This window comes from Roseovarius sp. PS-C2 (assembly GCF_018862045.1).
Lineage (GTDB): Bacteria > Pseudomonadota > Alphaproteobacteria > Rhodobacterales > Rhodobacteraceae > Roseovarius.
Window position 1 is genome coordinate 64,386 of the sequence record NZ_JAHKSQ010000010.1, and the last position, 22,973, is coordinate 87,358.

Below are 22,973 nucleotides of genomic sequence, written 5' to 3' on the forward strand. Positions count from 1 at the left end.
AATGACGGGAGAGAGCGCTGTGGCCGAGCCCTCTGACAGCAACCAGTGGAAGACACTGGACAAGGACCTTAACCGCATTTCCCAGATCGAGTACGCGACAAGCTATGTCGCGCGCCCTCTGATCGGTCCGGGCATCGCCCTGGCATTCATGGTGATCGCCGGACTTGCCGCCGCTGTCCTGTTTGGCACCTATCCCAACAACATGATTGTCGTCGCGGCAGCAGTATTCGGCGCATACATGGCGCTGAACATCGGGGCCAATGATGTCGCCAACAACATGGGGCCCGCCGTCGGCGCCAACGCGTTGACCATGAGTGGCGCGATCATCATCGCCGCCATCTGCGAAAGCGCCGGTGCGTTGCTGGCCGGGGGCGATGTGGTTTCGACCATCTCCAAGGGGATCATCGACCCAAGCGGGATGGAGGAAATACGCGTCTTTACATGGGCCATGATGGCCGCCCTTATTTCCGCAGCGCTTTGGGTCAACCTTGCCACCAAGGTCGGCGCACCGGTTTCGACCACCCATTCAGTCGTCGGTGGCGTCATGGGGGCAGGGATCGCCGCCGCAGGGTTTACAGCTGTCAACTGGCCGACGATGGGCGCCATTGCAGCAAGCTGGGTCATCTCGCCCGTGCTTGGCGGTGTGATCGCGGCGGCCTTTCTGGCATTGATCAAGAACCGTATCATCTATCAGGACGACAAGATTGCAGCCGCTCGCAAATGGGTCCCGATCCTTGTCGCCATCATGGCCGGGACCTTTGCCGCCTATCTGGCGCTCAAGGGGCTGAAACGCATTGTCAAAATCGACCTCGAAACCGCCTTGCTGATCGGCCTTGCGCTTGGGGTCGTCACATACTTCACAACCCGCCCGATGATCCGCCGTCAGTCCGAAGGGATGGAGAACCGTAACAAATCTCTCAAGGCATTGTTCGGGCTTCCCCTGGTTCTGTCGGCCGCGCTGTTGTCCTTCGCCCATGGGGCAAACGATGTGGCCAATGCCGTCGGCCCCTTGGCCGCGATTGTGCACGCCAATGAATTCGGCGCCTTTGCCGGCAAGGTCGCAATCCCGATGTGGGTGATGGTGATCGGTGCCTTCGGCATCTCTTTCGGCCTGTTCCTTTTCGGCCCGAAACTGATCCGCATGGTCGGCAGCCAGATCACCAAGCTGAACCCGATGCGCGCCTATTGCGTCGCCCTATCAGCGGCGATCACCGTGATCGTGGCCAGTTGGCTCGGCCTGCCGGTCAGTTCCACCCATATCGCCGTCGGCGGGGTCTTTGGCGTCGGTTTCTTCCGCGAGTGGCACATGGAGCGCCGCCTGCGCAACAACTCCGCCAATCAGGGAAAGCCCAAGAGTATCCCTGCCGAGGAACGCCGCCGCCGCAAACTGGTGCGCCGCAGTCACTTCATGACAATCGTCGCCGCATGGATCGTGACAGTCCCCGCCGCAGCGGCCATGTCGGCGGTCATCTTCCTGCTGTTGAATACGCTGATCAGCTGATCACTCCCACCACGGGCCATGGAACTTACCGCCCTGGCCCAGTCGTTCGAACCCGTGCCGACCAAAAACGTCGCGCTGCGCCTGAATGACATTGGCCGTCCCGTACCCTTGACGCATCGTATCGTACCACGCCAACGCCGCCGACAGCGCAGGCACCGCATGACCGGAATGTACCGCGGCCGCGACCACCTCGCGCAGGGCCGGAACACAAAGCGCCAACCGTTCGGCAATGGCCGGGGCAAGGATCAGTTCCCCGGCCCGAGGCCCGGCGTGAAAGGCTGCAGCGACATCGTCCAACAAGGCCGAGCGAATGATACATCCCGCGCGCCAGATTTCGGCGATCCGGGCCAGATCGAGCTGCCAATCATACTCTTGCGAAGCGGCGGTCAGAACGCGAAACCCCTGCGCATGGGCCAGGATGCGCGCCGCCATCAACGCATCGGCCAGCGACTGCACCGACAAGTCCAGCCCAAGCCGCGCACCGCCAAGGGTTTCTTCGCCAATCTGGCGGGTGTCTTTCTCTGACGACCAACTGCGGGCACCCACGGCGGCCTCGATCGTGCTTGCCGATTGGCCAAGGCGCAGGGCCTCGATCACGGTCCAGCGGCCTGTACCTTTCTGCCCGGCGCTGTCCTTGATGACATCAAGCATCGGGTGGCCGGTTTCGGGGTCGATGCTATGGAGAATGCGGGCGGTGATCTCGATCAGGTAAGATGCCAGCGGCCCATCATTCAACCTATCGAACACATCGCCAATCTCGTGCGGCGGCAGGCCCAGACCATTGCGCATCAGTCCATAGACCTCGGCAATCATCTGCATGTCGGCGTATTCAATGCCGTTATGGACGGTCTTGACGAAATGCCCTGCCCCGTCCGGTCCCAGATGCGCCACGCAGGGCTGATCGTTGAACCTTGCGGCGATGCGGCGCAGGATCGGGGACAATTGCTGCCAGCTGTGATCGCTGCCGCCCACCATCATCGACGGCCCATGCCGCGCGCCTTGTTCGCCTCCCGACACGCCCATGCCGACGAAATGCAACTCCTGTTCGGCCAAGGCCGCGGCACGGCGGCGTGTATCGTGAAAATCGGCATTGCCCGCGTCTATGATCGTATCGCCCCGATCAAGCAGCGGTACGATCCATTCTATCATGTCGTCCATCGGTTGGCCCGACGGGATCATGAACAGAACGATGCGCGGCACCTGCAACCCCGCGACAAAACCCGCCAGGGTTTCATGTGGCCGAAGATGCGCGGCAAGATCGCCGCTGTCCTCCATGAACTGCGCAATCCGTTCCGGCTCGCGGTTGGTAACGGCCACCTCAATGCCCTGCCCGGCCAGGTTCAACGCCAAGGCGCTGCCCATCGTACCGAGCCCGTAGATACCAATCTGCGCCGTCGTCATATCAATCCCCGCCTTGTGTCTGTCAGGCAAGGCTATGGCTTCAGACGCCCAGACACCAGCGCATCACCGCCTTTTGCGCGTGCAGACGGTTTTCGGCCTCATCCCAGATTACCGATTGCGGGCCGTCCATGACAGCACTGGTCGCCTCGTCTTCGCGATGCGCAGGGAGGCAGTGCATGAACAACGCATCGGGTTTGGCGTGTTTCATCAAATCTTCGTTCACCTGATAAGGGCGCAGCATGTTATGGCGGCGTTCCTTGGTGGACTGGCCGTCATGCATACTGACCCACGTATCGGTCACGACCAGATCGGCGCCCTCGACGGCCTTGACCGGATCACGCTCGATCTGCACCGTACGGCCCGCCTTGCGGGCAAGACCGATGAACTCGTCCTCGGGATCGAGTTGCGACGGGCCGGTAAAGGTAAGATCGAAACCGAACTGCGCGGCGGCCTGCAGGAACGTTGCACAAACATTGTTCCCGTCGCCGGACCAGACCACCTTTTTCCCGGCGATCGAGCCGCGATGCTCTTCATAGGTCAGAATATCGGCCATGATCTGGCAGGGATGGGTGCGGTCGGTCAGGCCGTTGATCACCGGCACATCCGCATATTCGGCCATTTCCAGCAACACGGATTCATCGAAGGTGCGGATCATGATCAGATCGACATAGCGGCTGAGCACACGGGCGGTATCGGCGATGGTCTCACCATGACCTAGCTGCATATCGGTCCCGGAAAGCACCATGGTTTGCCCGCCCATCTGGCGCACCCCGACATCAAAGCTGACGCGCGTCCGCGTCGAAGGTTTCTCAAAAATGAGGGCGACCATATGACCGGCAAGCGGCGTGTCATCGTCGACCGTTCCCCGCAGACGGCCCTCGCGGGCCTCTTTCATCGCGCGGGCGTTGTCGATCATGCTCCGCAGGTCGGCGGGGTCGGTTTTGTGGATATCAAGAAAATGGTTCATGGTTACGGCCTTGGTTGTCGGGGTCAGGGGGCTCTGCCCCCGCCGCGCCATACGCGACTCCCCCAGAGTTTTTTCAGAACAGTGAGACTCAGGAATCCTGGCTGGTTTCAATCTGGACAGCGGCGGTTTCGAGGCGGGCGAGCGCCTCGGTCACCTCTTCGTCGCTGAGGTTGAGCGGCGGCAGCAGGCGCACCACATCGTCGGCAGCCGGCACCGTGATCATCTGCGCGTCATAGGCGGCGCTCACCACGTCAGCGGCAGGGATTTTGCATTTCAGCCCAAGCATCAGCCCCGAGCCGCGTACATGGTCGAACACCTTCGGGTGCGAGGCCACCAGCCCCTCCAGCCCCTGCCGCAACCGTCCGGCACGTTCGTTGACCGATTGCAGGAAATCCGGGTCCGACACGATGTCCATCACCTTTGCTCCGACGGCACAGGCCAGCGGGTTGCCGCCATAGGTCGATCCGTGTGTGCCTGCTGTCATGCCGCTGGCAGCGTCCTCGGTGGCCAGTACCGCCCCTAGGGGAAAACCACCGCCGATACCCTTGGCCACCATCATGATATCCGGATCCACCCCGGCCCATTCATGGGCGAACAGCTTGCCCGTGCGCCCCATGCCGCATTGAACCTCGTCGAGGATTAACAGGATGCCCTTTTCGTCACACAGATCGCGCAGCCCCTTGAGACATTGATCAGGTAGCGGGCGGATGCCGCCCTCGCCCTGAACGGGCTCGATCAGGATTGCGGCGGTGGTATCGTCAATCGCGGCATGCAGACCGTCATGATCGCCCCATGCCACCTGTGTGAAACCCGGCAAGACAGGGCCAAAGCCCTTGACCATCTTTTCCGACCCCGCCGCGGCGATGGCCGCATGAGACCGTCCATGGAACGCCCCTTCAAAGGCAATGATGCCAATGCGTTCGGGTTCGCCCTTTTCATAGAAATACTTGCGCGCCATCTTGACGGCCAGTTCACAGGATTCCGTGCCGGAATTGGTAAAGAACACCGTATCGGCAAAGGTCGCATCGACCAGTTTGTCAGCCAGCGCCTGCTGCTCGGGAATCTGGTAAAGGTTCGAGGTATGCCACAGCTTTCCTGCCTGTTCGGTCAACGCCTCGATCAGATCGGGATTCGCATGGCCAAGCGCATTGACGGCGATCCCGGCCCCCATATCCAGAAATCGGCGCCCGTCAGCCTCGATCAGCCAGCTGCCTTCGCCTTTGACGAAACTCAGCGGTGCCCGATTATAGGTCGGCAGAACGGACGGGATCATGTGCGTATCCTTTGCTAGGAAAGCCCCTTGAGTGCATCAGGTGTGGGGGCAAGTCAATATTTTCGCTAAAGTGCGGCGCATGCGGCGCCAGGGATCAAACAGGCGGACGTCTCAGACGCAGGAGCGTCGACGTCGGCAGGCAATATGAGTGCGGCGTTTGATCATGCTCATCCCTTAGCGCCTTCGGCCCTTTACGGAAAGCAAAATCTGCACGGCGCTTTCGCGCTTGCCGCCATACGGTTTTACGGCCACAGCTTTTTACATGGAGATACCGCGCGCACAGAACCCGGCGCTTGCCGCCATGCTGACCCTGGCGGCCTCGGCCTTTGCCGCCGGAACCACCCTGCTGGCCAAGGCCCTTGGAACAGGCGTTCTGGGCCCCGAGATGCACCCGTTGCAAATCAGTCATGGGCGGTTCCTGTTCGCCTTCGTCGCCATCACCACGATGATCGCCCTCATGCGCCCACGCATGACGCGCCCCGACTTTCGCCTACATGCCATCCGTTCGGCATTCGGCTGGGGTGGGGTGACACTGATGTTCGCGGCAGCGACGTTCATACCGCTGTCGGACGCCACGGCGATCAGTTTCCTTAACCCTGTATTCGGCATGATGCTGGCTATCCCCCTGTTGGGCGAAAAAGTCGGGCCGATCAGGTGGTCCGCAGCCCTGATCGCACTTGCCGGGGCCGCGATCCTGACCCGGCCTGGCCGTGGTGCCATTGAATTCGGCGCAATGCTGGCGCTTGGGTCGGCACTTCTTCTGGGGGCCGAGTTGATTGCTATCAAGCGGCTGTCCGGGCGCGAAGGGCCGTATCAGATCCTGCTGGTCAACAACGGTATCGGCCTGCTCATCGCGACTTTCGCCATGCTCCCCGTCTGGCAGATGCCGACGGCGCAGCAATGGGCGGCCCTTGCCGGAGTCGGAGTGTTGATGGCCATGGCGCAAGCCTGTTTCGTCAACGCCATGGCGCGCGCCGATGCCAGTTTCGTCGCCCCGTTTTTCTATGCGGCGCTCGTGTTCGCCGCGATCTACGATGCGTTGGTCTTTCACGTATTGCCCGACACGGTTTCGATCGCCGGAGCACTCATCATCCTGACCGGCGCCGGGTTGCTGGCATGGCGCGAAGGGCGCAGGCCCCGCGTCCCCGGCAGTGCGGGGCAATAGGGCGGGTTTGACGCTACGCCACCTTTGACAAACCGGCACGGATTTTGGCTAGATCAAAGGCAGGGAGGAACATGCCATGCCGCTTGGCATTCTGGTGCCGTTGGTGATTGCCGGAATCGCAGGGATTGCGGTGCTGCTGCATATTCTGGGACTGTCCCGCCCCGCGACGCTGGCAAGCGAAAACGCCGCGCGCACGGCATGGCTGGATGAATTTCCCGACGATCCCGCGCTCCGTATCGTGCTGAGCCACGACCATACGGCTGCCCTGATCGAAACCGGCGACAGCCATGGCATCGTGTGGCCGATGGGGGCCGATACAACCGCCCGTTACCTGACAGGCGCCAGGATCGAACGAACGGCCAAGGGGTTGCGTATCGACCTGCCCGACTATACCGCGCCGCGCATCCGGCTTCGCCTGGACCCGGACGAGGCAGAGCTTTGGCCGCACCTGATGGAGACCCCGGCATGACCGATCAGATCACCTTTCCCGATGTTGTCAGTTGGGCCGTGCCCTTTTTCATCGCCGCCATTCTGATTGAGCTGCTTTGGATCGTGATCAAGGGCCGTGGCGGGCGCTATGAAACGCGCGATGCGCTGACCTCGTTGATCATGGGGGCGGGCAATGTCGCCTCGGGTATCCTTCTGGGGTTCATTGCCTATGGATTCTTCATGGCCTTGTGGGCGATCACACCGCTGGACCTGGGCACATCGTGGTGGGCAATCGCGCTTTGTTTCATATTGGACGATCTGCGCTACTACTGGGTGCATCGGTTTGGCCACCGCATCCGGTGGGTCTGGGCCAGCCACGTCAACCACCATTCAAGCCAGCACTACAACCTGACAACCGCACTGCGGCAGACCTGGACCGGCACGTTCACATTCATGATGGTCGTGCGCGCACCGTTGATCCTGCTGGGGTTCCATCCGGCCATGGTTCTGTTCTGCGGGGGGCTGAACCTGATCTATCAATTCTGGATTCACACCGAGGCCATCGGAAGAATGCCCCGCTGGTTCGAGGCCGTGATGAACACCCCAAGCCATCACCGGGTTCACCACGGACGCAACGCGCGGTACCTGGATGCCAATTATGCCGGCGTCTTCATCGTCTGGGACAAGATGTTCGGCACCTTCGTGCCGGAGCTGGAACAGGAAAAACCCCGGTACGGGCTGGTTCACAACCTGGGCACCTTCAATCCGATCCGCGTGGCCTTTCACGAATGGGTGGGCATTTTCCGCGACGCCACGCAGCCGGGCCTGACCTGGCGCGAACGGCTGATGTATTGCATCGCACCACCGGGATGGAGCCATGACGGCAGTCGCGACACGTCAGAGGAAATCAAGCGCAAGCATCTGGCCCATCACCCCGAAGACCGCGGATCGCCGGGTTTTTCCGCAACCGATTGATCCGCTCAGCCGGTTCCGACGCGATCCAAATGAGAGCGCAGTTGCTCGGCCTCGTACCGGGCTTCGCGCAACCCGTCCATCGTGGCAGCCAGTTCAGCCTCGGTTTGTGCCAGTTGATTGGTCAGTTCGGCTTCACGCTGCTGTAGATAGGTGATCGCCTGATCGCGCGTTTCCTCGGCTTCGTGCAGCTCTTGCGCCATTTTTTCGAGTTCACCCACATCCGATTGCGCAACGCGGATGAAACGATGCACCAGCCAGTTTGCGAACCACCCCATGCAGAAAGCCACGAAAAGAATAATCGCCGTAACGATAATGAATTCAGTTCTGTTCATCTGACGTGTCTTCCTGACCTTGCTGGGCCTGATCGTCACCTTCTTCGCGCGGTTCTTCAAGGCTTTCAAGCGTTGTCTGCTCTTCTTCGACCGGCTTTGGCCGGATCAGGCGGAACTCGATACGGCGATTGGCTTCGCGGCCTTCTTCGGTATCGTTGTCCGCAATCGGCTGACTTTCACCATACCCCTTTGCGGTAAAGGACGAAGTCAAAACCCGGCGATTGCGTAACTCGTTCAGAACCGCCTGCGCGCGTTCCTGGCTCAGGTTCTGGTTCATGATTTCGCGGCCCTGACTATCGGTATGACCGCCGATTTCCATACGAATATCGCCGCATTCCTTCAGGATGGTGGCGATATCGTCCATGATCTCCACCCCGGCCGCATCAAGCCGCGACGACCCAGGTTCGAAGTTGATCTTACGCTCGGTCAGGATTTCGGCGATGTCGGCCTCGCATTCGTCGGGGGTCGGCAGGCTGGCAATCGGATCGAGCTCTTCCTTATAGGTGACGTCGATCGAAAACTGCTCTCCTTCGCCCAGTTTGTCCGACAGAAAGCTCGAGATCATCGCATTGGCGTCCTTGCGCCCGGTATTGCCGTTGACCGTCACCTCATCGGGCTTGACCACGACCGAACCGTTCGACAGGTAGCTGAGCGCCTCAACCCCTGTCAGCACACGCAGCGACCAGTCGCGCGGCAATCCTTCGACCACACGGGCGGTTGTGTGCACCGCATCCGAGGTGAACCGCGCCTTGGCGAAACTGTCGACGGTTTCCCGCGCCAGTTCACTCGCGACACGCCCCCGGATTTGCACCAGTCCTTCGGGCGACAGCGTGGCGGTAAATTCCGGCTTGATCGTTTCCTGGTTCTCGGGCTTGGGCAAAACCGCATGCAATGCGAACACTTCGGGCAACGAGGTTTCGAGACGGCCGACGACTTCGTCGAACTGCGCCTCGGAGGTGCCGGTTGCCGCGATAAGTGAGATATCGGCATCCGAAAATGTCAGGCTGCCATTTCCCAGTTCGGCAAGCGCACCAATAACCATTTCCACAGCCTCTCCCCATTTCGGGGAGGGAACGCCAAGGCCGATGACGCAGTCCGTTTTTTCCGCAAGGCCAGCCCTGCCCGCAGCGGTCAATATACGGTCGCGGGCCTCATCGGTATCGGCGGCGCAGGCATCGAAGCGCGCTTGACCATCTTCGATCAGAAACCGCAGGGCAAATGGCGTGATCACCGGACGCGGAGCAGAAATATCCAATGCCAGACGAATATCGGTTGGCGCAGTACGCGCGAGGTCGATCTCAAGCTGGCGTTTCGCGGCCTCACTGTCGACCATGGCCGTGATCAGAACGCGATCGGCATCCACGGAAATCTTTGCACGCGGCAACAGCTTCAGAGAGTCGACGGCATATTCCAACGCTTCTTCCCAGGCTTCGGGCTGTGGGTAATCTGCCGATTCCAGCAAATCCGACGCTGCCGCTCCGTCCGCGACGTCGGTGATCTCTTCCATCAAAGCGTCACGGTCGGTTGCGGCAGGGACCAGCCCAATAAGCGAGATGCCACTGTCATTCCGCAAGATTTCAATAGAGAATCTGGGCGGCGCAACATTCTCGCTGTCAGCCACAAGCATCTGGTCGATAACCCGGGCTGCGTCTACCACGGTTCCCGCCACGGACAGCGCCTTGAACCTGACCGCCTCCGACGGGGCTGTGCCGGCCAGGAACACTTGTAAGCCGTTGGCGTCGACCTCGGCCCAAACCATGTCATTCTGGTCGAGCGTGTCACGCACGGCGGTGCGCGACGAATCCTCGATCGCGGTGACGGCGAAACGGGCCGCCATCAGACACATGGCGGCGGAAATCAGAAAAGTGGCTGCGATAACCAGTATCGAAGACAGGCGCATGAGGGTTAGGCCCGCAAGTTATTGTTGAGGCAGTGTTTAGGCCCTGCCGGAGCCGAGTTCAATCACAGCAACAGCGCAACGGCGAAAATCAGCACAGGCAGCAATCCGGCATCGCGGTTCGACCGGAACAACCTGAGCAGCCGATCGCCATCGTCGAGCTTCAGCCGACGCAATTGCCAATGCATGTGAAGCCCCAACGCCCAAGGCCCCAGAAGCGCCACCAGTAAGGCAAGCGAACTTCCCCCGATACCGGCCAGTATCACCGCGAACATCTGCAGAAGCATCGTCAGGATCATAAAGCCCAGCAACCAACGTGGTGTCGCATCGCCGAACAGGAGGGCCGTGGATTTCACCCCGATCAGCGCATCGTCCTCTTTGTCCTGATGGGCATAGATCGTGTCATAGAACAGTGTCCAGGCGATCCCCGAGAGGTAAAGCAGAACCGCAGGCCATTCCAACTGGCCGGTATGCGCCGTCCATGCCAATAGCGCGCCCCAGTTGAAGGCCAGACCCAAAAACACCTGCGGCCACCACGTAAACCGCTTGGCAAACGGGTAGATGGCCACAGGCAGCAACGCCAGAACACCCAGCCCGATGGCGGCCAGGTTGAAGGTCAACAGGATGCAGAACGCAATCAGGGCCTGCACGACCAGCCACATCAGCGCCTGTTTGACACTGACCTGCCCCGACGGAATCGGGCGCGATGCGGTACGCGCCACACTGCCGTCGATATTCCGGTCGGTGATGTCATTCCACGTGCAGCCCGCCCCACGCATCAGCCACGCACCGATCCCACATCCCGCGAATATCCACAGATCATGCCAGCCAGCCAGCCCGTCATGAAGCATCGCCAGCAGCAAACCCCACCAGCAGGGCAGCAGCAACAGCCATGTTCCGATCGGGCGGTCGGCGCGGGCAAGCCGCAGATAGGGACGTGTCGGGGCCGGGGCCAACCGGTCCACCCAGTTGCCCTTGACCGCGTCGGCCACCTGACCTGTCGTGGCCTCTGGCGTCTGGTTCTTGCCGGTCATATGTTGCCCCCATGGCAGATGCGAAAATCAGGCTTTATGTAGATCACCCCCTGGGGGAAGGGCAAACGGTTCCTCTGGACCGCGATCAGGCGCATTACCTGTTCGGCGTAATGCGACGTGGCGAGGGCGATGCGGTGTTGCTGTTCAACGGGCGGGATGGAGAATGGCGCGCGACGGTGCGCGAGGCCTCCAAGCGAAACGGTCTGCTCAGGACCGACGAGCAGACGCAGCCGCAGCAAATGCCCCCTGACCTTTGGCTGCTCTTTGCCCCGATCAAAAAGGCCCGCACCGACTTTATCGTCGAGAAAGCCACCGAAATGGGTGCGGCGCGGATTCTGCCGGTGCAGACCGCGTTCACGAATTCCGAACGGATTCGGCAGGATCGCCTGCAGGCGCACGCGGTCGAGGCCGCCGAACAATGCGGCGGCACCTATGTGCCCGAAGTCACCAGCCTGCAGAAGCTCGACCGCCTGCTGTCCGACTGGCCCGAAGACCGGCACCTGATGTTCTGCGACGAAGCCCTTGTCGGTGCGGCTCAGACCCTTGGGACGACGGGCGGTGACAAATGGGCGATCCTGATCGGCCCCGAAGGCGGCTTTTCCGACGCGGAGCGTACCCGGTTGAACGCCCTTCCCTTTGCCCACCCCGTCAGCCTTGGCCCTCGCATCCTGCGCGCCGATACCGCTGCCGTGGCCGCCCTGACCGTGTGGCAGATGACACTTGGGGACTGGTCTTGAGCTTTGTCCGTCCTCAGGCGCGCGCAGCACTTTGGCGGTGGCGCGAAGGGCTGACCGGCGCGGCATTGCTTGCGCTTGGACTTTGGTGGGCTCTTGGCACGTTTGGCATGCTTCACTGGCTGGGCTATGCCCTGATCCTGGCCGGGATCGTGTTGGCCATCGCAGGGTTTCAGCGGGCCCGTTTTCGTACCACCCAAGGTGGCCCAGGCATCGTACAGGTCGATGAACGGCAGATCGCCTATTTCGGGCCGCTGACCGGCGGCGTGGTGGCCCTTGGTGAGCTGACCCGCCTGTCGCTCGACCGTGCCGCCCACCCCGCGCATTGGGTTCTCAGCCAGCCGGGGCAGCCGGATCTTTACATCCCGCTCACCGCCGGCGGTTCGGATCTTCTGTTCGATGCTTTCGCCACGCTTCCGGGCATTCGGACGGAACGGATGCTGTCGCAAATGCATCGTGACGGCCATGACACCATCGTGATCTGGCAGAAACGCACAAACGCCCTGCATTGACACCCCGCGAGAATACGGCCACTTGTGGCAATCATTGTTGCGCGGCAAGGCAGGAGAGACGCTCATGTCCATACCCCAATCCGGAGGCGGGCCGATCGAACGGCACGAACAACTGGCGGAGTATATGGAAAGCGGCTGCAAACCGCCCGAAGACTGGCGCATCGGCACCGAGCATGAAAAGTTCGGCTATTGCAAGGACACGCTCAAGCCCCTGCCCTATGAAGGCGAGCGTTCGATTCTGGCCGTTCTCGAAGGCCTGCGCGACCGTCACGGCTGGTCCGAACTGCGCGAAGCAGACAAGCTGATCGGCCTGATGAAGGACGGTGCGAATGTCAGCCTCGAACCCGGTGGGGCGCTGGAACTCAGCGGCGCACCGCTGGAAACGATCCATGAGACATGCGACGAGGTCAACGAACACCTGCGCGAGGTAAAAGACATCGCCGACGAGATCGGCGTCGGTTTCATCGGGCTCGGCGCAGCACCGATATGGACGCACGAGGAAATGCCGCTGATGCCCAAGGGGCGTTACAAGCTGATGGATTCCTATATGCAATCGGTCGGCACAATGGGAACCTCGATGATGCGCCGGACCTGCACCGTTCAGGTCAATCTGGATTTCGGCTCCGAGGCGGACATGGTGCAGAAGATGCGCGTTGCGATCGCCCTGCAACCGGTTGCCACCGCTCTTTTTGCCAATTCTCCCTTCTTCGAGAACAAACCCAACGGCTTCAAAAGCTGGCGCAGCCGCATCTGGCGCGACCTTGACGCCGACCGCACGGGGATGGTGCCCTTCATCTTTGACGAGGGCTTCGGGTTCGAAGCATGGGTCCAGTATGCCCTTGATGTTCCTATGTATTTTGTCTATCGTGACGGGGTTTACATCAATGCGCTCGGTCAGTCCTTCCGTGATTTCCTGAAGGGCGAACTGCCTGCATTGCCCGGTGAAAAACCCACCCTCTCGGACTGGGCCGATCACCTGACCACGATCTTCCCCGAGGCGCGGATCAAGAAATTCATCGAGATGCGCGGCGCCGATGGCGGGCCTTGGCGGCGGCTGTGTGCGCTGCCCGCGTTCTGGGTTGGATTGACCTACGATCAGACCGCTCTGGACGCCGCGTGGGATCTGGTCAAAGGCTGGGATGCGCAGACCCGCGAAGCGCTGCGTGTGGCGGCGGGCAAGGACGCGTTGCAGGCCAAGGTGGGCGGGATCGACATGCACGATCTGGCGCGCGAGGTTCTGGCGGTTTCCGAGGCGGGCCTCAAGGCGCGCGGACGCACGGGCGCCAACGGGATGATCCCGGACGAGACCCATTTCCTCAATGCACTCAAGGAAAGCATGGAAAGCGGGCAGGTGCCTGCCGACGAGTTGCTGGAGCATTACAACGGCGACTGGCAGGGCGATCTGACCCGGATTTACAAGGAATATTCCTACTGATCACCGGGGGCATTTTCGCCCTTCGGTACAACGTCGGTATCGTGTCGGTATGACGTCGGTATCTGCCAGACGGGCAGGCCGGGGGATCACGGCTTATTTCTGGCCGATCTTCGGTTCGGTCCCGGCCTTCAGCCGTGTGATATTCGCGCGGTGCCGCCAGAATATCAGCAGCATCAGCACGAAACCGAGCACCACCATTTTCCCCTGCCCAAGGAAGAACATCCAGATCGTCGATGACGCCGCTGCCACGATCGCGGCAAAGGACGATATCCGCACGATCAGGGCGGTCACCAGCCATGTCAGACAACAGGCCAGACCGACGGGCCAGGCCAGTGCCAGCATCAAGCCGAGAAAGGTCGCCACCCCCTTGCCGCCCTTGAAACCAAGCCAAACGGGATAGCAATGCCCGAGGAACGCCATCAGCGCCGCAAGCTGCGCGGCGTCTTCACCGCTGATCGCCCGCGCCAGCAGAACGGCCACCGCCCCCTTGGCCCCGTCCAGCAAAAGCGTGGCCGCCGCCGCCCCCTTGGAGCCGGTCCGCAACACATTGGTCGCCCCGATATTGCCCGACCCGATCTCGCGCAGATTGCCGAGGTTCATGGCCTTCGCCAGCACCATCCCGAACGGAATGGAACCAAGCAGATACCCGATGACGGCCCACAGGATCAAAAGCGACTGGCTGGTTTCAAGATCAGGCATCAGGCAGCCTCGAAAACGGGGGTTCCGGCAACATAGGTCGCAAGCACCTTACCTTGCATACGCTGACCGTCAAACGGCGTGTTCTTGGATTTCGAGCGCAGCGTCGTGCGGTCCATGACAAAGGGTTTGTCGGCATCGAACAGCACCAGATCGGCAGGCGCGCCCGCCGACAGCCGCCCCGAGGGCAGGCCGAGCCGCCGCGCCGGATTCAGCGCCATAGCCCGGAACAGCGTTGGTAGGTCCAGATCGCCCGAATGATACAAGCGCAGCGCCGCCGGCAGCAGGGTTTCCAACGCCACCGCGCCGCTTGCGGCCTCTTCGAATGGCAGGCGCTTGGATTCCTCGTCCTGCGGGGTGTGCATGGAACTGATCACGTCGATCAGGCCCGACCGCACCGCTTCGATCACCGCCTGCCTGTCGTCTTCCGAGCGCAGGGGCGGCTTGACCTTGAAGAAGGTGCGATAGTCGGCCACGTCCAGTTCGTTCAGGGTCAGGTGATGGATCGAGGTGCCAGCGGTGATGTTCAGCCCGTTGCGCTTGGCACGCTCAAGCGCGGGCAACGCACGGGCGGTTGTGATCTGGTCGGCGTGATAGGCCGCGCCCGTCATTTCCAGCAGGGCGATATCGCGATCCAGCCCCATGCGTTCGGCCATAGGCGACACGGCGGGCAACCCGCGCAACGATGCGAACTTGCCGCTCGTGGCTGCTGCCCCGGCGCTCAGCCCCGGCTCTTGCGGGTGGGCGATGATCAACGCGCCAAGAGAACGGGCATAGGTCAGCGCGCGGCTGAACACCTTGGTGTTGGCGATCACATGATCGCAATCGGTAAAGGCCACCGCGCCCGCATCCATGAGAAACCCGATCTCGGTCATCTCGCGGCCCTCGCGCCCCTTGGTCAGCGCCGCCATCGGGCGGACATGCACGGGGCCGGACGCATTGGCGCGGCGCGCAACGAACTCCAGCGTCTCGGGGCTGTCGATGGCGGGGCTGGTATCGGGGCGGGTGACCATGGTGGTGACCCCGCCCGCCGCCGCGGCCAGACCGGCGGAACGATAGGATTCCTTGTGCCGCTCCCCCGGCTCGCACACCTTGACGCCGATATCGACGATCCCCGGCGCAAGGCACTTGCCCCCGCAATCGACCATCTTGTCGGCCTTTGGCCCCTCGGCCCCCGCCCCGGTTGCCGCGATGGCGCCGTTTTCGATCAGCAGCCAACCGGGCGCCTCGGTGCCTTGTTCCGGGTCGATCAGGCGGGCGTTGGTGAGAAGGGTTGTGGTCATTGCACGGCTCCGGTGATCGCGGTTTCGATCCGCTGGCGGGTGGCGTCGCGGTCGGCTTGGTATTTCAGAAGATGCTTGTCACCCGAGCGCGTCACGATCTGCACGGCGCTGCCAAGGGTGCGGATGGTCTGAATGTCGCGCAGGAAAACGGCACGGGTTTGCGGCCCCAGAAGACGGCGGTCGGTCAAATCCCACCGGGCCTGCATTTCGTCCGAAGCCACGTAAAAGGCGCGCACCGCCACCGCCGCCAGCCCGCCGACGGCCCCGGTCCAGACATGCGGATTGCCCATCCCCCACAAGATCACCATCCCGATGGCCATGGCCCCGGCCGCCAGCCACGCGTGATCGCGCCAATAGGCCGCCCTGTCAGGGTGGAAACTGTGCACAACCCGCTCGCCCTCGGCGAGGGGGGTGGTCGGCGTCATGGAATGGATCAGGCTTTCACTCATGACGCGATCCAGATGACAACCGCGACCAACAAGAACAGCACCAGCAGCGCCAGGCTGGCGATGCGTCCCGACATGGCGGCATCGCTTGGGCCGGGTTTGTCGCCAGTCGTGCCGCGCGCGGCCTCGGACGGCAGCGGATCGAACGACACCGGCGCGGTTCCCTCGTTGAAGCTGGCAATCAGGTGCAGGGGCGCACGGGGCGTCAATACCTGCGCTTGCCCGTCAAAGGCGCGGGAGGTCACGAACAGAACATGGCCCGCCAACCCGTCAAGCCGCGCCCGCATGCCTGCCAGTTCGGCATCGGGAATCCCGTGGCCCTGTTCCAGATAGCCGCTCAACCCCAGGTCATCGAGATCGGAGAGCGGGAACAGTTCGACATGGTCGGGATTCAGCACATCCGCGCCAAGCGCCTGTTGCAGCGGCCAGTCGCCATTGCGGCGGTTGAAGGCCTCGACCCGATCAGTGGTCAAATCGACGGCAAACACACGGACGACGCCGTGTTCCGTCGGTTTGATCTCGATCCGGTCGCTCATACCAGCACCTCTTGCGCGCGGGCGCGCAGGTTGCGCGCCAGAAGGTCCATCGCGGCCATGCGCACGGCAACGCCCATCTCGACCTGTTCCTGAATGACGCTGCGATTGATGTCATCGGCGATCTCGCCGTCGATCTCGACGCCCCTGTTCATCGGGCCGGGATGCATGACGATCGCATCCTCCTTTGCATATCCCAGTTTCTCGGCGTCCAGACCGTAGCGGAAATAATATTCACGCTCCGAGGGGATGAAACCGCCATCCATGCGTTCACGCTGAAGGCGCAACATCATCACCACGTCCACGTCGCGCAGCCCCTCGGCCATGTCGTCATAGACCTCGACCCCGAAATCGGCGATGCCGGAGGGCATCAGCGTGGGCGGGCCGATCAGGCGCACACGGTTTTCCATCTTGCCCAACAGAAGAATATTCGAGCGCGCCACGCGGCTGTGGGCGATATCGCCGCAGATGGCGATGTTCAGCCGGTGCAGGCGGCCCTTGGCCCGGCGAATGGTCAGCGCATCCAGAAGCGCCTGCGTCGGGTGTTCGTGGCGTCCGTCGCCCGCGTTCAGAACGGCGCAGTTCACCTTCTGCGCCAGAAGGTCCACCGCACCGGAATGCGGGTGGCGCACGACCAGAAGATCAGGGTGCATGGCGTTGAGCGTCATCGCCGTGTCGATCAGGGTTTCGCCCTTTTTGATCGAGCTTGCCTGCATCGCCATGTTCATCACATCCGCCCCCAGACGTTTGCCCGCCAGCTCGAAACTGGCCTGCGTCCGGGTGGAGTTTTCGAAAAACATGTTGATCTGGGTAAGGCCCGCCAAAGCATCGGAGTGCTTCATGTCCCGCCGGTTCAGGGCCACGTATTGATCGGCGAGATCCAGAATCTCGGTGATTTCGGGCGGCGAGAGGGGTTCGATCCCCAGAAGGTGGGAGTGTGAAAAGGTCATCCGCCGCTCCGTTCCGTGATCCTGCCCGCTTATAGGAAGGGTCGCGGTCAGGGGCAAGGTGTCGCTTTGCCCGCTTTCCACCGGCGCGACAGGGGAGTAGCCTGCGCATATCATGGAATCGGCTTTGGACTATCATACCGCAAAGGCCCTGCTGGACTGGCAGATCGAACTCGGCGTGACCGAGGCGATTTGCGACGCACCGGTGAATCGCTACGAGGTGCCCGAGAAGGTGGCGAAACCTGCCGCCGCAACGGCCAAAGCCCCGCCGCCCGCCGCTGCCCCTGCTGCCGATCCGGTGGAGGAGGCCAGGGCCGCCGCGCAGAACGCCGGATCGCTTGAGGCTTTGCAGAACGCGATGGCCGCGTTCGAGCATTGCGACCTGAAACGCGGCGCGCGCAACCTTGTCTTTGCCGATGGCAACCCGACCGCGCGCGTGATGATTATCGGAGAGGCACCGGGGCGGGACGAGGATATTCAGGGCAGGCCGTTCGTCGGGCGCGCCGGGCAATTGCTGGACCGGATGTTCGCCGCAATCGGTATGGCGCGCGACGCGACGGATGCCGAGAAATCGGTGTATATCACCAATGTGCTACCGTGGCGCCCACCGCAGAACCGCGATCCGAAACCCACGGAAATCGCCATGATGGTGCCCTTCGTGCAGCGCCATGTCGAGTTGATCGCGCCCGAGGTGATCGTGCTGATGGGCAATATCAGTTGTCAGGCCGGTCTGGGCAAACGCGGCATCAGCAGGCTGCGCGGGCACTGGAGCGAAAGCTATGGCAAACCGACCCTGCCGATGTTCCACCCCGCCTATCTGCTGCGCAGTCCGCAATTCAAGCGCGAAGCATGGGCGGACCTGTTGGAGTTGCAGGCACGACTGAGGGGGAAATCGTGAAAATCCTCGCCTTCTCGGATCTGCACCTGTCACGGGGGCATGCCGCCGATCTGGTTGCCGCCAGTAAAGATGCCGACATGGTGATCGGTGCCGGGGATTTCTGCAATCACCGGCAAGGGCTGAAACAGGCCTTGGCGCTGCTCGACGGCATCACGGCCCCGATGATCGTGGTGCCCGGCAATGCCGAAAGCGACGAGGAATTGCGCCAAGCCGTGAACAAAGGCACCACGGTTTTGCACGGGCGCGGAACCACGGTTGAGGGGCTGCGCATTTTCGGCCTTGGCTATGGTGTGCCGGTCACGCCCTTTGGCGACTGGTCCTGCGATCTGAGCGAAGCAGAGGCCGAAACCCTGCTGAACGCATGTACCGATGTCGATATCCTGATCACCCATTCGCCGCCCAAGGGTGTCGCCGATGTCACCTCGCAAGGGGCATCGGTCGGCTCGACCGCCATTCGCGCCGCGATTGAACGCCTGCACCCCGAACTGGTCCTGTGCGGCCATATCCATGACAGTTGGGGGCGGGAAGGCATGATTGGCAACTCCCGCGTCGTCAATCTGGGTCCGACGCCAAACTGGTTCGAGGCCGGCCCATGATCATTGACCCGCTTGTCCTCTTGGCATTCGTTCCGGCCGGTCTGGCGCTGAACCTGACGCCGGGGGCGGACATGATGTTTTGCCTCGGGCTCGGGCTGCGCTCGGGGCCGCGCCCGGCCATCGCCGCAAGCGCCGGAATCGCGGCGGGCGGCATGGTCCATGTCACGCTGGCCGGGCTTGGCCTTGGCGCGGCATTGGCCGCGCTGCCGTGGTTGTTCGACGTGATCCGCTGGATCGGGGTGGCCTATCTTCTGTGGCTGGCATGGGCTGCGTTGCGCCGTCCGGCGCCATCTGTGGCAACGCCGCTGAGCATCTCCGCCGCGCGCGCCTTTCGTCAGGGGCTGGTGGTCAACCTGCTAAATCCCAAGGTGATCCTGTTCGTGCTGGCCTTCGTACCGCAGTTCGTGGACCCCGCGCGCGGCGCGATCCTCGGGCAGTTCCTGATCTACGGGCTGATCCTTGGCCTCGGCGGGTTCGTCATCAACGGGGCGGTGGGAATGTTTGCCGGGGGCGTTGGCCGCCGTCTGGCCACCTCGGCCCGGTTTACACGCGGCCTTGGCTATGCCAGTGCCGCGATATTCGCAGGGCTGGCCGTGCGGCTGGCCCTAATCCAAAGGAGTTGACCCGCATGAGCCGTATCGACGAAAGCAAGGACTTCATCCCCGTTCGCATCGCCGTTCTGACCGTCAGCGACAGCCGCGACATTTCCGAGGACCGTTCCGGCGAAGTGCTGGTGAACCGGATCGAAGCGGCAGGCCATGTGCTTGCCGACCGGATGATCGTGCGCGACGAGCGTGACCAGATTGCCGACCAGCTGCGCGAATGGATCGCATCGGACAAGGTGGACGTGGTGATTTCCACCGGCGGCACCGGCCTGACGGGACGCGACGTGACGGTCGAGGCGCATCGCGATGTCTACGAGAAAGAGATCGACGCCTTCGGCACCGTCTTCACCATGGTCAGCTTGCAGAAGATCGGCACCAGTGCGGTTCAATCGCGCGCCACGGGTGGCGTGGCCGGGGGCACCTACCTGTTCGCCCTGCCCGGCAGCCCCGGCGCCTGCAAGGATGCCTGGGACGACATCCTGAGCCTGCAACTGGACTATCGTCATCGCCCCTGCAATTTCGTCGAGATCATGCCCCGGCTGGATGAACATAAACGGCGCAAGTAAGCCCGGAACTCATCCCCCCGGACAACCGCGAATATCCACCGCGCGTTTTTCACCGATCACCGTGATCCGCAGCCCGGAACGATCCAGAGCGAAGGTGCCGCCGTTGACGTGATACATATCGGTTTCGGCCACCAGCCGCCCGTTCCGGCGCGCAGTGTCGGCCTGCGCCACCCAGATCGCCGGGTTGGGTGTTTCGATCACCGCAACCTCCTGACCGCCGGTATCGGGCAGGTCCACCTCGGCGCGCAGCCGCAGCCCGCCCTTGATCGGGCTGATCGAGCACGCCACGCGCGTCACGCCAGCCTCTTTCGCGGAAAACGGTCGCGCGGCCATCGCCGCCACGATTCGCGGATCACGCTTTGCCGGTTGTGCCCCCAGATCCTGCGAAAGGCGTAAGGTGACGGGAACGCAGACATCCTTGCAAACCCCGATTTCGATCGTTCCGTCCAGCACGATGGGCTGACCCGGTGTTTCGGGTATCAAGGTCAGCGGCAGGGTCATGCTCTCGGCATAGCCGATCGTGCGCACGCCGCTTTGCTGAATGGTGCGCGGTGTCGGCCACGTTACCTGCACCCCCGCCAGATTGCGCGATTTGCGCCAATCGAACTGAGGGGGGATACCGGCATCCCCCGGAGCCCGCCAATAGGTTTTCCAACCGTTCTTCAGCGTCAGGTGCAATGCCGAAATATGGCGGCCATCCTCTTGCCGCCAGCCGGTCAGGATATGGGCATCCACCATGTCGGGATCGGCCTGCGCTGTGTGGACCGACAGGAAGGGTGCCCACAGCGCGGCAAGGAAAAGAAGGATACGAGCGTTCATACCCTTCAAATGGGCGATCCTGCCTGAAATTCCAACTCACTTTCCAGCGAGCACAGCGAGAGAAATGTCGCACACACAGGATTGCAACGCTTGAACTGCGCCGCCAGTCGCCCCATTCTTGGTCGTGAACCCTGCGGAGTGCACGCTTGACCAACCCAATCGACCTGACCGGAAAACTTCTGATCGCCATGCCCGGCATGGGCGATCCGAGGTTTGAGCATTCCGTAATCTTCATGTGCGCCCATTCCGACGAGGGCGCCATGGGGTTGGTGATCAACAAACCCACCCGCGACCTGCAATTCAAAGACCTGCTGGAGCAGCTTTCAATCAAACCCGGACCCGACCTGCGCGAAATGGCGGTGCATTTCGGCGGTCCGGTCGAACATGGGCGCGGATTCGTCTTGCATGACTATGGCTATCACTCGTCCATATCGACACTGGACGTGAACGACGATTTCGCGATGACCGCCACCCTGGACATACTCGAAGACCTGGCCGAAGGGCGCGGTCCGGCACGAGTCATCATGGCATTGGGATATGCCGGATGGGGGCCGGGGCAACTGGAATCCGAAATCGCTCAGAACGGCTGGCTGACCTGCGACGCCGACCGCAGGCTTGTTTTCGACACGCCCGATCCCGAAAAATGGGAAGGTGCCCTGAACAAGCTTGGTGTCAGTGCGCTGACGCTGTCCGCGGATGCGGGACGCGCCTGAAAACGAACGAGATCGGATGGTGCGACCAAATCCGCATCGGCCACCCGCCGAACATTCTGCCGCAATGCCTTTTTACAGGGTATCGAGCGCATCAAGCATGAGGGATGCGACAACAATCTGTCAGGCGAACCGGGACAAGATCGCCGTCATCTCGCCCATGATGTGGGCTTCGGAGGTCAGTTCCCGGACATGGGCCATACGCTCGCTCGCCTCTTTCCAGGCGGGGGTGTCGTAAAGTTCCCTGGCCTTTTCCAACCCGGCCAGAATCGTGGCCTCCTCGGCGTCATCAAGCAGGAAAGGATAGTCGGCACCAAGGTAATGCTCGGCATCCGCGGTGTCGCGCGTGGTCATCACATTCGCCCCCAAAGCGGCGGCGTTGAAGCCCTTGGTAAAGGGTTTCGCCATATTGCGCGCCAGAGCCGGACGTTGCGGAGGCCTCACGCAATAGTGCATGTTGAAACAGCACAGCGCCGAGAACACATCCCCGATGCTTGAATCGTCGAAATAATTCAACAGGGACACCTGCCTAGCCGCCGCTTCGGGCAGGAACAGGTTTTGCGGATGGCCCAAATACACGGTCCGCAGGCTGTGCAGCTCCTGCATTTCGTACCGATCGAGGCGCGGATCGGCATGATGAGTCAAAAGCGCGACTTCGGGCCGTCCCACGACTCGATCGGATTTCCCGAGCCGGTTCTCGAGGATCGCGCATCCCGCATGCGAGGCCCCGATGTGCACATCGGCAAAGGGCGAGAAACTTTCGGCAACGGTGGCATCCACATAGTCGATACAAATGCCACGCGCCTTTTCGTGCAGCATCTCCATCCCCTCGGGGCCGAAAAGCTTGGCAACACCTTTGAGCAGGATCACGATTGCGCCCTTCAAATCTTCGACCGACTGGCGCAGCATGTCGCCATCGCGCATCGGGGATTGAGACTGTACGGAGAAATCATAAGCATTTCCGAGATGCCGGTCGCATATCTGCGAAAGCTGATCGCAACGCATGATCTTGGCCCCACTGGACACATGCCCCCGCCGGTGCAGGAACACCACGCGCTGCTTCGAACCGATACCTCTACTGCTCTTGCTCATTTTGGAATTTTGAAACCTTGCATGCTCGTACTGTCAGCGTTGGTTTACCCTATCTTCCAATGGTTTTCACATACCCCAGATCCCCTGCGCGCAATATAATGCGTTCAGCGTCCCGCAAATGTATGTC

General features: G+C 61.9%; 25 protein-coding genes. 12 read left to right on the forward strand and 13 right to left on the reverse strand.

Annotation, left to right across the window (positions count from 1 at the left end):
* The first annotated feature begins 1 nt into the window (after position 1).
* A complete protein-coding gene (locus KPG71_RS16800; protein ID WP_216339447.1) occupies positions 2–1,501 on the forward strand; it encodes an inorganic phosphate transporter in 1,500 nt (499 codons plus the stop codon).
* Here the strand turns inward: KPG71_RS16800 and gndA are convergent, their stop codons facing one another.
* The 3 genes from gndA to KPG71_RS16815 all read right to left on the reverse strand — a co-directional run bounded on the left by gndA (position 1,502) and on the right by KPG71_RS16815 (position 5,142).
* The gene (gndA, locus tag KPG71_RS16805; protein ID WP_216339449.1) at positions 1,502–2,902 is read right to left on the reverse strand and encodes an NADP-dependent phosphogluconate dehydrogenase; all 1,401 of its coding nucleotides are present in this window, start codon (positions 2,900–2,902) and stop codon (positions 1,502–1,504) included.
* 40 nt (positions 2,903–2,942) lie between these two features.
* Positions 2,943–3,869 carry an ornithine carbamoyltransferase gene (argF, locus tag KPG71_RS16810; RefSeq protein WP_216339451.1) on the reverse strand — a complete coding sequence of 309 codons (927 nt, stop codon included), beginning with the start codon at positions 3,867–3,869 and terminating at the stop codon, positions 2,943–2,945.
* 88 nt (positions 3,870–3,957) lie between these two features.
* Positions 3,958–5,142 carry an aspartate aminotransferase family protein gene (locus KPG71_RS16815; RefSeq protein ID WP_216339453.1) on the reverse strand — a complete coding sequence of 395 codons (1,185 nt, stop codon included), beginning with the start codon at positions 5,140–5,142 and terminating at the stop codon, positions 3,958–3,960.
* Positions 5,143–5,404: 262 nt separating this feature from the next.
* Between KPG71_RS16815 and KPG71_RS16820 the strand changes: the two genes are divergently transcribed.
* The 3 genes from KPG71_RS16820 (at position 5,405) to KPG71_RS16830 (ending at position 7,711) form a co-directional block, all read left to right on the forward strand.
* Positions 5,405–6,307: a DMT family transporter gene (locus KPG71_RS16820; protein WP_216339455.1), complete on the forward strand. Its 903-nt coding sequence runs from the start codon at positions 5,405–5,407 to the stop codon at positions 6,305–6,307.
* Between the two features lie 76 nt (positions 6,308–6,383).
* Complete coding sequence (locus KPG71_RS16825) at positions 6,384–6,776, forward strand: hypothetical protein (RefSeq protein ID WP_216339456.1); 393 nt, start codon at positions 6,384–6,386, stop codon at positions 6,774–6,776.
* Positions 6,773–7,711, forward strand: a complete 939-nt coding sequence (locus KPG71_RS16830) for a sterol desaturase family protein (RefSeq protein ID WP_216339458.1) — start codon at positions 6,773–6,775, stop codon at positions 7,709–7,711. Before KPG71_RS16825 ends, KPG71_RS16830 begins: the two co-directional genes overlap by 4 nt.
* A 5-nt stretch (positions 7,712–7,716) precedes the next feature.
* On the opposite strand, the gene KPG71_RS16835 is transcribed toward KPG71_RS16830, so the two are convergent.
* The 3 genes from KPG71_RS16835 to ubiA form a co-directional block, all read right to left on the reverse strand.
* Positions 7,717–8,043, reverse strand: coding sequence for a hypothetical protein (locus KPG71_RS16835; protein WP_073035536.1), 327 nt, complete (start codon positions 8,041–8,043; stop codon positions 7,717–7,719).
* Entirely contained in the window at positions 8,030–9,943 is a 1,914-nt protein-coding gene (locus tag KPG71_RS16840) for an OmpA family protein (protein WP_216339461.1), read from the reverse strand. Before KPG71_RS16840 ends, KPG71_RS16835 begins: the two co-directional genes overlap by 14 nt.
* 62 nt (positions 9,944–10,005) lie before the next feature.
* Positions 10,006–10,974 (reverse strand): 4-hydroxybenzoate octaprenyltransferase, encoded by a 969-nt coding sequence (ubiA, locus tag KPG71_RS16845; protein WP_216339463.1) that lies wholly within the window; start codon positions 10,972–10,974, stop codon positions 10,006–10,008.
* A gap of 11 nt (positions 10,975–10,985) precedes the next feature.
* Here ubiA and KPG71_RS16850 point away from each other — a divergent pair, with 11 nt between their 5' ends.
* The 3 genes from KPG71_RS16850 (at position 10,986) to KPG71_RS16860 (ending at position 13,655) form a co-directional block, all read left to right on the forward strand.
* Complete coding sequence (locus tag KPG71_RS16850; protein ID WP_216339465.1) at positions 10,986–11,711, forward strand: 16S rRNA (uracil(1498)-N(3))-methyltransferase; 726 nt, start codon at positions 10,986–10,988, stop codon at positions 11,709–11,711.
* On the forward strand, positions 11,708–12,220 hold the full coding sequence (locus KPG71_RS16855; RefSeq protein ID WP_216339467.1) for a hypothetical protein: 513 nt from the start codon (positions 11,708–11,710) through the stop codon (positions 12,218–12,220). The genes KPG71_RS16850 and KPG71_RS16855 overlap by 4 nt, the downstream gene beginning before the upstream one ends.
* A gap of 64 nt (positions 12,221–12,284) precedes the next feature.
* Positions 12,285–13,655, forward strand: coding sequence for a glutamate--cysteine ligase (locus tag KPG71_RS16860; RefSeq protein ID WP_216339469.1), 1,371 nt, complete (start codon positions 12,285–12,287; stop codon positions 13,653–13,655).
* A 93-nt stretch (positions 13,656–13,748) separates the two neighbouring features.
* On the opposite strand, the gene plsY is transcribed toward KPG71_RS16860, so the two are convergent.
* From plsY to KPG71_RS16885, 5 genes are read right to left on the reverse strand one after another with little or no spacing between them, the layout of a single operon-like run.
* A complete protein-coding gene (plsY, locus tag KPG71_RS16865) occupies positions 13,749–14,354 on the reverse strand; it encodes a glycerol-3-phosphate 1-O-acyltransferase PlsY (RefSeq protein ID WP_216339471.1) in 606 nt (201 codons plus the stop codon).
* On the reverse strand, positions 14,354–15,634 hold the full coding sequence (gene pyrC / locus KPG71_RS16870; RefSeq protein ID WP_216339473.1) for a dihydroorotase: 1,281 nt from the start codon (positions 15,632–15,634) through the stop codon (positions 14,354–14,356). The genes plsY and pyrC overlap by 1 nt, the downstream gene beginning before the upstream one ends.
* Complete coding sequence (locus KPG71_RS16875) at positions 15,631–16,083, reverse strand: hypothetical protein (RefSeq protein WP_216339474.1); 453 nt, start codon at positions 16,081–16,083, stop codon at positions 15,631–15,633. Before KPG71_RS16875 ends, pyrC begins: the two co-directional genes overlap by 4 nt.
* Positions 16,080–16,616 carry a hypothetical protein gene (locus KPG71_RS16880; protein WP_216339476.1) on the reverse strand — a complete coding sequence of 179 codons (537 nt, stop codon included), beginning with the start codon at positions 16,614–16,616 and terminating at the stop codon, positions 16,080–16,082. The genes KPG71_RS16875 and KPG71_RS16880 overlap by 4 nt, the downstream gene beginning before the upstream one ends.
* A complete protein-coding gene (locus KPG71_RS16885; RefSeq protein WP_216339477.1) occupies positions 16,613–17,563 on the reverse strand; it encodes an aspartate carbamoyltransferase catalytic subunit in 951 nt (316 codons plus the stop codon). Before KPG71_RS16885 ends, KPG71_RS16880 begins: the two co-directional genes overlap by 4 nt.
* 112 nt (positions 17,564–17,675) lie before the next feature.
* Between KPG71_RS16885 and KPG71_RS16890 the strand changes: the two genes are divergently transcribed.
* From KPG71_RS16890 to moaB, 4 genes are read left to right on the forward strand one after another with little or no spacing between them, the layout of a single operon-like run.
* On the forward strand, positions 17,676–18,458 hold the full coding sequence (locus KPG71_RS16890) for a uracil-DNA glycosylase family protein (RefSeq protein WP_216339479.1): 783 nt from the start codon (positions 17,676–17,678) through the stop codon (positions 18,456–18,458).
* Positions 18,455–19,054 carry a metallophosphoesterase gene (locus tag KPG71_RS16895; RefSeq protein ID WP_216339481.1) on the forward strand — a complete coding sequence of 200 codons (600 nt, stop codon included), beginning with the start codon at positions 18,455–18,457 and terminating at the stop codon, positions 19,052–19,054. Before KPG71_RS16890 ends, KPG71_RS16895 begins: the two co-directional genes overlap by 4 nt.
* Positions 19,051–19,677: a LysE family translocator gene (locus tag KPG71_RS16900; RefSeq protein WP_216339483.1), complete on the forward strand. Its 627-nt coding sequence runs from the start codon at positions 19,051–19,053 to the stop codon at positions 19,675–19,677. Before KPG71_RS16895 ends, KPG71_RS16900 begins: the two co-directional genes overlap by 4 nt.
* Before the next feature lie 5 nt (positions 19,678–19,682).
* Entirely contained in the window at positions 19,683–20,225 is a 543-nt protein-coding gene (gene moaB, locus KPG71_RS16905) for a molybdenum cofactor biosynthesis protein B (RefSeq protein ID WP_216339485.1), read from the forward strand.
* Positions 20,226–20,234: 9 nt separating this feature from the next.
* Here the strand turns inward: moaB and KPG71_RS16910 are convergent, their stop codons facing one another.
* Entirely contained in the window at positions 20,235–21,044 is an 810-nt protein-coding gene (locus KPG71_RS16910) for a protein-disulfide reductase DsbD domain-containing protein (protein WP_216339487.1), read from the reverse strand.
* A gap of 146 nt (positions 21,045–21,190) precedes the next feature.
* Between KPG71_RS16910 and KPG71_RS16915 the strand changes: the two genes are divergently transcribed.
* Positions 21,191–21,757 (forward strand): YqgE/AlgH family protein, encoded by a 567-nt coding sequence (locus KPG71_RS16915; RefSeq protein ID WP_216339489.1) that lies wholly within the window; start codon positions 21,191–21,193, stop codon positions 21,755–21,757.
* A gap of 120 nt (positions 21,758–21,877) precedes the next feature.
* Here the strand turns inward: KPG71_RS16915 and KPG71_RS16920 are convergent, their stop codons facing one another.
* Positions 21,878–22,846 (reverse strand): hypothetical protein, encoded by a 969-nt coding sequence (locus KPG71_RS16920; RefSeq protein WP_216339492.1) that lies wholly within the window; start codon positions 22,844–22,846, stop codon positions 21,878–21,880.
* Positions 22,847–22,973 lie beyond the last annotated feature (127 nt).